General features: G+C 61.4%; 9 protein-coding genes and 1 pseudogene. 6 read left to right on the top strand and 4 right to left on the bottom strand.

Features of this window, described 5'->3' with window-relative positions:
- The first annotated feature begins 29 nt into the window (after window positions 1–29).
- Entirely contained in the window at window positions 30–236 is a 207-nt protein-coding gene (locus tag HMPREF2743_RS07165; RefSeq protein WP_070818473.1) for an alkyl hydroperoxide reductase, read from the top strand.
- Between the two features lie 62 nt (window positions 237–298).
- Here the strand turns inward: HMPREF2743_RS07165 and HMPREF2743_RS07160 are convergent, their stop codons facing one another.
- Window positions 299–682, bottom strand: a complete 384-nt coding sequence (locus HMPREF2743_RS07160; RefSeq protein WP_369815758.1) for a heavy metal-responsive transcriptional regulator — start codon at window positions 680–682, stop codon at window positions 299–301.
- 227 nt (window positions 683–909) lie between these two features.
- Here HMPREF2743_RS07160 and HMPREF2743_RS07155 point away from each other — a divergent pair, with 227 nt between their 5' ends.
- From HMPREF2743_RS07155 to HMPREF2743_RS07135, 5 genes are all read left to right on the top strand, one after another.
- Entirely contained in the window at window positions 910–1,287 is a 378-nt protein-coding gene (locus tag HMPREF2743_RS07155; protein WP_070818472.1) for a hypothetical protein, read from the top strand.
- A complete protein-coding gene (locus HMPREF2743_RS07150; protein ID WP_005532162.1) occupies window positions 1,284–2,249 on the top strand; it encodes a cytochrome c biogenesis CcdA family protein in 966 nt (321 codons plus the stop codon). Before HMPREF2743_RS07155 ends, HMPREF2743_RS07150 begins: the two co-directional genes overlap by 4 nt.
- Window positions 2,246–2,749 (top strand): thioredoxin domain-containing protein, encoded by a 504-nt coding sequence (locus HMPREF2743_RS07145; RefSeq protein WP_239121750.1) that lies wholly within the window; start codon window positions 2,246–2,248, stop codon window positions 2,747–2,749. The genes HMPREF2743_RS07150 and HMPREF2743_RS07145 overlap by 4 nt, the downstream gene beginning before the upstream one ends.
- 163 nt (window positions 2,750–2,912) lie before the next feature.
- Window positions 2,913–4,355 (top strand): mercury(II) reductase, encoded by a 1,443-nt coding sequence (gene merA, locus HMPREF2743_RS07140; protein ID WP_070818471.1) that lies wholly within the window; start codon window positions 2,913–2,915, stop codon window positions 4,353–4,355.
- 252 nt (window positions 4,356–4,607) lie between these two features.
- Window positions 4,608–5,321 (top strand): ASCH domain-containing protein, encoded by a 714-nt coding sequence (locus HMPREF2743_RS07135; RefSeq protein ID WP_070624761.1) that lies wholly within the window; start codon window positions 4,608–4,610, stop codon window positions 5,319–5,321.
- Between the two features lie 754 nt (window positions 5,322–6,075).
- Here HMPREF2743_RS07135 and HMPREF2743_RS07130 read toward each other — a convergent pair.
- The 3 genes and pseudogenes from HMPREF2743_RS07130 to HMPREF2743_RS12460 all read right to left on the bottom strand — a co-directional run.
- Window positions 6,076–6,678 carry a cadmium resistance transporter gene (locus HMPREF2743_RS07130; protein WP_070523118.1) on the bottom strand — a complete coding sequence of 201 codons (603 nt, stop codon included), beginning with the start codon at window positions 6,676–6,678 and terminating at the stop codon, window positions 6,076–6,078.
- Window positions 6,675–7,029 (bottom strand): annotated as a pseudogene (locus tag HMPREF2743_RS12465) (ArsR/SmtB family transcription factor). The gene HMPREF2743_RS07130 and the pseudogene HMPREF2743_RS12465 overlap by 4 nt, the downstream one beginning before the upstream one ends.
- Window positions 7,030–7,056: 27 nt before the next feature.
- The coding region (locus tag HMPREF2743_RS12460; protein WP_083321616.1) for a hypothetical protein at window positions 7,057–7,259 on the bottom strand (203 nt) is incomplete at its 5' end.

Below are 7,259 nucleotides of genomic sequence, written 5' to 3'. Positions count from 1 at the left end.
TGAGAAACTGGGTCGTCTCGGCTCTCCGCCTGAAGTTTGCAACAGCACCGTCCTACGAGACGGCCGATGAAATCAGGGAATTCCTGGCCGGAAATGGGGCGTCATCCCTGGCCTTTGCCTCTGATACCGATACGCGGCTCATCACCGCCTACCGGATAAACCAGGTAAGCACCGCTGTAATCCTGGACGCCGCGGGCACGGAGGTCTTCCGTGCCGTGGAGCCGGGTGCTGCGTAACTGCGGACGGCACTGGCCGCGGCGGGAGCCGGCTCAGTGAAGCCCCTTAGCCTGCGGCGGGCTCAGATGTAACTGCAGATTTGTTCAGCATCGCAGCGCTGAGGGTCGGCCACCTCGGCGGTTGCATATTGTTCGGCCACGGTCACCCGGAGCGCGGTGAGCTCCGCGATTTTCCGGTCCAGGTCCTGCAACTGTTTCCCCAGGACATCCCGTACGTGGGTGCAAGGCGTCAAACCGCTATCGCGGATCCGCAGAATGCCCTGGATCTGCGCCAGGGTCAGCCCGGCGATTTGGCTGCGGCGAATGAATTCGAGGCGGCTGAGGGTGTCGTGGGTGTAGTCACGATAGCCGTTGGCCGAGCGCTCAGCCGGTGGGAGCAGGCCCCGGTCCTCATAGAACCTGATCGTCTTGGTTGTTATACCGGCAGCATCAGCAACTTCACCGATTCGCATTTCGGGTCCTCATCTCGTTCCAAAAAATCGCATATGACCCTTCCATCGTACTGGAACGTTCCGCATCGGCACCCGCAAACCAACAGGTCCCGTCGCCAGCTTGACCTTCCCCCTTAGTGGAAGGTTGATAATGGGGTGTGACGTACTACTGGCCGTCCGGTTTCGTGTTGGGGTCCCCTGTCGGGGTCCCGGACACGAGCCGGACATATGAAGGGATGATCATGTCAATAAAAGTGAAGGGCCGGGAGCGCTCTGGCCTGGTGCTTGCGGCAGGCACTCTGCTGTCCTCCCTTAGTGTTGTGATGGTGGCGCTGGTGTGCTGCGGGGTACCCGTTCTGACGGCTGCAGCCGGTGTTTTCGCCGCGGCCGGCGCAATGGCCGGCAACCTCTGGTTCATTGCCGCCGCAGCCCTTGCCGCGGGGGCCCTGCTCCTGCGGGCGCAGCGTCGGGGCAGCCCGGGGACGGATTGTTGCGCCCGTTCCCGCCCGGGGGCCAGCCTGTCCGCGGGTTCTACTCCAACACCTCATTCATCGTCGGAGCAGGAGCGGTCCGGGCAGTCCCGGGCCGGTGCTTCTGAGGATGCGGGGTCACAGGGATGACGGGTGTTTTGGGTCTGGCCTTTCTGACCGGAATGCTTGCCACGGTGAATCCATGCGGGTTTGCGATGCTGCCAACCTATCTGGCGTATTTCATTGGTTCAGGCCCCGGTGCGGGACGGAAGCGGCCGTTGCTTGCAGGTCTTCAGGCCGGGGTTGCCCTCAGCGCCGGTTTCGCCACTGTCTTTGTTACGGCCGGCCTGCTCGCCGCTGTAGGCCTGCGGTCGGTGGCGTCGGCGCTTCCCTGGGCGGCGGCGCTGATCGGAGCGGTTATTGTGGTTGCCGGCCTTGGCATGGTGTTCGGATGGCAGCTGCCCGGGGCGAGGTTGAACCTGCCCCGGATTCTGAAGACGGACGGGACCAGTTCGGGCCTCAGGGCGGTCTTTGGCTACGGGGTGGCCTATGCGGTGGCTGCGCTCTCTTGCAGCCTGGCCCTGCTGCTGGCTGTTGTCGCCCAGGCTGTGTCCACCGGGAGCCTGGCCGGGCTGCTGGCGGTCTTCGCCGCCTACGCCTTGGGCTCCTCGGTGGTGCTGGTCCTTCTGTCCCTCGGTGCAGCGGTAGCGCGGGACGTCCTGGCACGCCACGTCCGAAGGATCCTGCCGTTTGTTAATCGTCTCGGCGGAGCCGCGCTTATCCTCGCAGGGATCTACCTGTTGCTCTACTGGGTTCCGGCCCTGTCCGGCGGGCAGGCCGGGGAGATCATGGGCGGGACGGTCACCGAAGCCAGCGTGGCGCTGTCCGGTTTCATCTCGGGCAACTGGCCCATCATCACCCTCACCGCGGTGGCCGCCGTCCTCGCCGCCGCGGCCCTGGCCCTGCGGCGCCGCAGTAAAAGCAAGGCACAGGACAACAGCGCAATCACGGATGGGGCTGAGAGCAGCGACAGCACCGAAGCGTGCTGCGGCCCGGAACATCTTCTTCCCGACACGGCGCCAGGGCGCACCAACCAGAAAGGAAACCCATGACAACGACCAGAAACCACCGGCGGATCTTCACCATTACTGCCGTCGTAGCGGCCGCGGCCCTCATCCTGGTCCTGGCCCTCACTGCGTTGAACCGCGGGAGCGAAACCGCTCCCGCCGCCGGGCCAGCGGGCGCAAACAACGTGGACAGGATCGAGATCACATCTGTGGACGGCAAGGCCCTCACCGTCCCTTCCACCCGCCCGACAGTGCTGTATTTCATGGCGAGCTGGTGCTATACCTGCGTTCCGCAGGCAGAAGCGATGAAGGAACTGGAACAGGAATATGCCGATAAGGCAGACTTCGTCGCCGTGGACGTGACGCCGGAGACCACAAAACCCAAGTGGACCAGTTCCGCGAAATGGCCGGCACACCCGGATACCCCTTCGTTGTCGACCGGACCGGGGAACTCACCCAAAAGTACGCGGTCACATCCCTGGACAGTACCGTCGTCATCGCACCTGACGGTGACATCCTGGGCCGGGCCGATTCCCGGCCCATGAAGGCCGATGCCCTGAAGGAATTTCTTGACACAACACTTCCGTAGCAACACCGATCTCTTCGCTCCCGTTCTTGACCTTCCCGTGCAGGGGAAGGTGCAGACTGGGGACAGCATGCAAAAAGGAACGCCCCCGGGGTGTTCATTCGAGACTCCAAGGAGGACTAATGCCTGAGGCAGCACCAGATTTTGATTTAGCCGTGATCGGTTCCGGAGGCGGCGCCTTCGCCGCCGCCATCCGGGCCACCAAGCTGGGCAATCGGGTCGTGATGATCGAACGCTCCACGGTGGGCGGGACCTGTGTGAACACCGGGTGCGTTCCCTCCAAAGCCCTGCTGGCCGCCACCGAAGCCCGGCATGTCGCTGTGGATGCGACCGGAAGGTTCCCCGGGATCAGCACTTCCGCCGCCCCGGTGGACATGGGTGTACTGATAGACGGGAAACGCTCCCTGGTCGAGGGAATGCGCTCGGATAAATACGTGGATCTGGCCGCCGACTACGGATGGGACCTGCGCCAGGGCACCGCGGTGTTCGCCGGCACCCCGGAGGAACCGGTCCTGGAAATCACCGGACCCGACGGCACCCGCGACTCCCTGACCGCCGCCCATTATCTGGTCGCGACCGGTTCGACCCCGTGGGCACCCCCGGTGCCGGGACTGGATGAAGTCAACTACCTGACCTCGACCACCGCCATGGAACTGAACGAGGTGCCCGAGTCCCTGATCGTCTTCGGCGGCGGGTACGTGGCCCTGGAGCAGGCGCAGCTTTTTGCCCGCCTCGGATCCAAAGTGACCTTGCTGGTCCGCTCCAGGCTTGCCTCGCACGAGGAACCGGAAGCCTCCCGTGCGCTGATGGGCGTCTTCGCCGACGAGGGCATCCGCGTGGTCCGCCGCGCAGCCGTAACTTCGGTCCGCACAGATCCCGCCGGCGCAGAGGTCCTTGTCACCGCCACGGTCGCCGGGGGCCAGGAGGAATTCCGCGCCGCAAAGCTGCTGGTAGCCACCGGCCGACGCGCCGTCACCGACGGACTGAACCTGGACGCCGTCGGCGTCAAGACCGGCGACACCGGCCAGATCCTGGTCGAGAGCACACTCGCCAGCTCCAACCCCAGGATCTGGGCCGCAGGGGATGTGACCGGGCACCGAGAATTCGTCTACGTCGCGTCCGCCCACGGAACCCTGATGGTGGAGAACGCCTTCAACAACGCCGGGCGCGAGGTCGACTACCGGCACCTGCCCCGCGTGACGTTCACCAGCCCGTCACTGGCCGCGGTCGGCATGACCGACAAGGAAGCCAACGAGGCGGGCATCCGGTGTGAATGCCGGGTCCTGCCCCTGGAATACGTTCCCCGGGCACTGGTGAACCGGGACACCCGCGGCTTCATCAAAATCGTCGCCGACGCCGACACCGGACGGATTGTGGGGATCACCGCCGTCGGCAAGGAGGCCGGTGACCTGGCCGCCGCCGGAGTCTACATCCTCGAGGCCGGCATGACCGTTGACCAGGTCGCGAACCTCTGGTGCCCATACCTGACCATGGCCGAAGGGATCAAAATCGCCGCACAGTCCTTCACCACCGACGTCTCCAAACTCTCCTGCTGCGCCTCCTGACCCGCGCCAGATCCCAGCCTAATCCCATTACGTTGTTGGCAGTTCCGCTTGAAGGAGCCCAGGATTCGTACTCCTAGCCCCATGCTGGGGCAGGCTATGTTTATCTGCGTTCCTTCTGCCTTGTGGCAGTGGAACTAGTCGCTGGCTTCGGTATGGCTTATTTTCGTCCCTGTCTGAAAATGATCCGGGGGGGTGTTCCCGATCTCTGTCTTCGCATAGATAAAGCGCGTTAGCATTTATTACCCTTAAAGAGTGATTACCAACGAACTTCGAAATTTACTAGCCAAAGCAACCACCCATGCACAGCGTTTTCAAGACGGAGAAGACCACACTGTAGCCGCAGCACTCCTCACCAAATCAGGCAAACACGTACTCGGTTTGAACGCGCACCACTTCCTCGGTGGTCCTTGCGGGGAAGTCTCGGCTTTAGCTAACCATGCTGCTAGTTATCCAGAGGACCCAATCCAAGCAGTAGTCGCCGTATACGGACCTACTGGTCAAGTTATTCCTCCCTGCGGTAAATGCCGCCAGGTGCTTTTTGATGTTGATCCGTCCATTCGGTGCATCGTGCGCGGAAGCAATGGACTTGAAGCACTTACCGTAGAAGAACTCTTGCCTTTCGCATTCAACTGGCGAGATATGGAACAAGAGCAGCGCATCTACATGTGGGAAGGCTACGAGGAATCAATTCGTAGCGGAGAAAAGCAACAAACCATCCGGGTAGATGATCCTTTCCATGAAGGAAGTGCCCAAATTGTCTTCGAGAAAGAATCCGGAGAGGTCGTCACCATTCCTGCACAGGTCACGTCCGTTGTCTCGACCCAGCGAAGTGAATTGTCGGAAAAGCAAGCTAGAAATGACGGTTTTGGTTCTCTCACCGAGCTTCAGGAAGCGCTAGATACTCACTATCCCGGATTAGCTGCCGATGACGAAGTCGACCTCGTAGAGTTCAAACTCCACCAGTAATTCAAACAATCTAAAAGCGCACTTACCCTTTTTGTAGAAGCAGTAAAACTACACCAGAGTTTGTGACTTAGGGGAGTGCTTCACATCTGCAAAACCGACGACTAATTTCTTGTTTTTTCTGTGTGTCAGCTCACTAACCAAAAGCCTAGGACACGCACCTGTGCGCCTTGTTTATTGGAGCGCACGGGGATACTGGAGACTACGAGTACGCACTAGACGCCGCCAACAGTGCAGCCGGACACCTGCAAGCAATACAAGCGGAGCTGCCTTCCACTTCCCCACTGGCCCGTGACACTGGAAGGCTTGCAAGGCTCGTGCGCGCCGCACAGCGGAACCTGTCTCAACAGCGTCCCGCAGATAATTCAGTCGAACTTCTTAACTTAGCCGCCAGCCTCAAAGAAAGGCTGGAAGGGGCGGATTCTAGGGGTCATTTTTCTTTGGCTAAACGCGGTTTTAGGCCGAATTTCGGCTCTCGACCACGAGCTCTAGGCCACGGGCTTCGTCCTCGTTTGAGAACCAGCCGGTGGCCTTGGTCGGGCTACGCCGCAAGCGGTGGCGCGTTGGGGAAAGCGTCGGTGCTAGTCTCATTGCGTCCGCGGGTGAAATTGGATAGCCGAAAGTTTAATTGCTGGGATTCTGTAAACTCTGTGTGATTAGATTCACACGCCCCGACAGCGCTTCAAAAAGACCTTCCGGGCGTTATAGGAGCCACCGATAACGCCCGGTCGGGGCCGTTTGGAACACTGCTGCTCCGTCAGAGCCCGAAGGCTCCGCCACTGACGAGGATCACGATACCGAGGCCGATGAGAACGATGGGAAAGAGGATGCCCTCCCAGCGTTCGAGCACTTCCGCGATCGGGGGGCGGGTTGCGACGAACTTTGCCAGGGCCACCAGGACCGCAACGAGCGCGAGGAAAATAACGCAGTAGGCGACTACTGCGAGAGGTTCCACGCTGAGGAATACAGGGGTGTAGACGCCGATGTTGTCGCCACCGTTGGCAAAGGTGACGCCTGCGACTGTCCCCACGCCAACCTTCTTGCCGGCAATCTTGGCCTCGTCGTCATCGTCCTCATCGTCTCCGCGCCAGGCCTCCCATGCGGCCCAGAGGCCGAGGCCCAGCGGGATTAGACCGAAGTACGGGATGGCTGTCGAGGGCAGGAATGCTCCGGCGCCCATGGTCACTAGAACCGCGGCACCGAGGATGCCCGCGAATCCGAGGTACTGGCCGGCCAGAATGCGGGCGGTAGTGCCGCGCTGGCCTGCCCCTCGCGCGAAGAAGAGGGAGAGCACGATGATGTCGTCGATGTTGGTAGCTGCGAACAGGCCTATCGCCTGCAAGACCGAGGTGAGGATCATGCGTCCTCCCCAGCTGCGTAGCACCCGGGAAGCGAGCAGGCGGGATCGATGCACGGGGCGTCTTCGTCTACTGCCAAGGTGGCATCGACCAATGTGGTCAGCGCCTGCGCCAGGTGCGGATCGGCGATCTCGTATCGTGTCCGACGCCCCTCGGGCTCGGAGACGACAATCCCACAATCGCGCAAGCATGTCATTGGACACGTTCGGGCGTGTCAGGTCCAGATCTCGGGATAGTTCCGCCGGGTAGGCGGGATGGTCGAGCAGGGTCAAGATGATCCGGGATCGAGTGGGGTCGGCCAGTGCACGACCCAGGCGGTTCATCACGTCGAGACGCGAAGCAATAGTCAGCATGCGCTGAACTATACAGCGATCGCTGAACTAGTCAAGTTCCGGGTAGCGGTGCAGCTGTGTGCGCTGCTGAAGAGACAGTGAAAGTAGCAGAGATGGCGCAGATTCCGGCAAAGTTGCGAAAACAGCTGAACCACGCTCGTTTCTGATGATCGGCCCATGTGCGATTTGTGCCGCGCCGAAGGCAACCGAATTGGCTCGAAGTGGTGCTGTTGCAAAGTTGGGGCAGTAGA

The organism is Corynebacterium sp. HMSC036D02 (assembly GCF_001836165.1).
GTDB lineage: Bacteria > Actinomycetota > Actinomycetes > Mycobacteriales > Mycobacteriaceae > Corynebacterium.
This window is presented reverse-complemented; position numbering and strand designations above follow the sequence as displayed.

What these genes read in the sequence shown, in the direction of transcription:
- HMPREF2743_RS07155 (WP_070818472.1), top strand. Translation starts at nt 910, where the DNA reads ATGTCAATAAAAGTGAAGGGCCGGGAGCGCTCTGGCCTGGTGCTTGCG.
- HMPREF2743_RS07150 (WP_005532162.1), top strand. Translation starts at nt 1,284, where the DNA reads ATGACGGGTGTTTTGGGTCTGGCCTTTCTGACCGGAATGCTTGCCACG.
- HMPREF2743_RS07145 (WP_239121750.1), top strand. Translation starts at nt 2,246, where the DNA reads ATGACAACGACCAGAAACCACCGGCGGATCTTCACCATTACTGCCGTC.
- merA (WP_070818471.1), top strand. Translation starts at nt 2,913, where the DNA reads ATGCCTGAGGCAGCACCAGATTTTGATTTAGCCGTGATCGGTTCCGGA.
- HMPREF2743_RS07130 (WP_070523118.1), bottom strand. Translation starts at nt 6,678, where the DNA reads ATGATCCTCACCTCGGTCTTGCAGGCGATAGGCCTGTTCGCAGCTACC.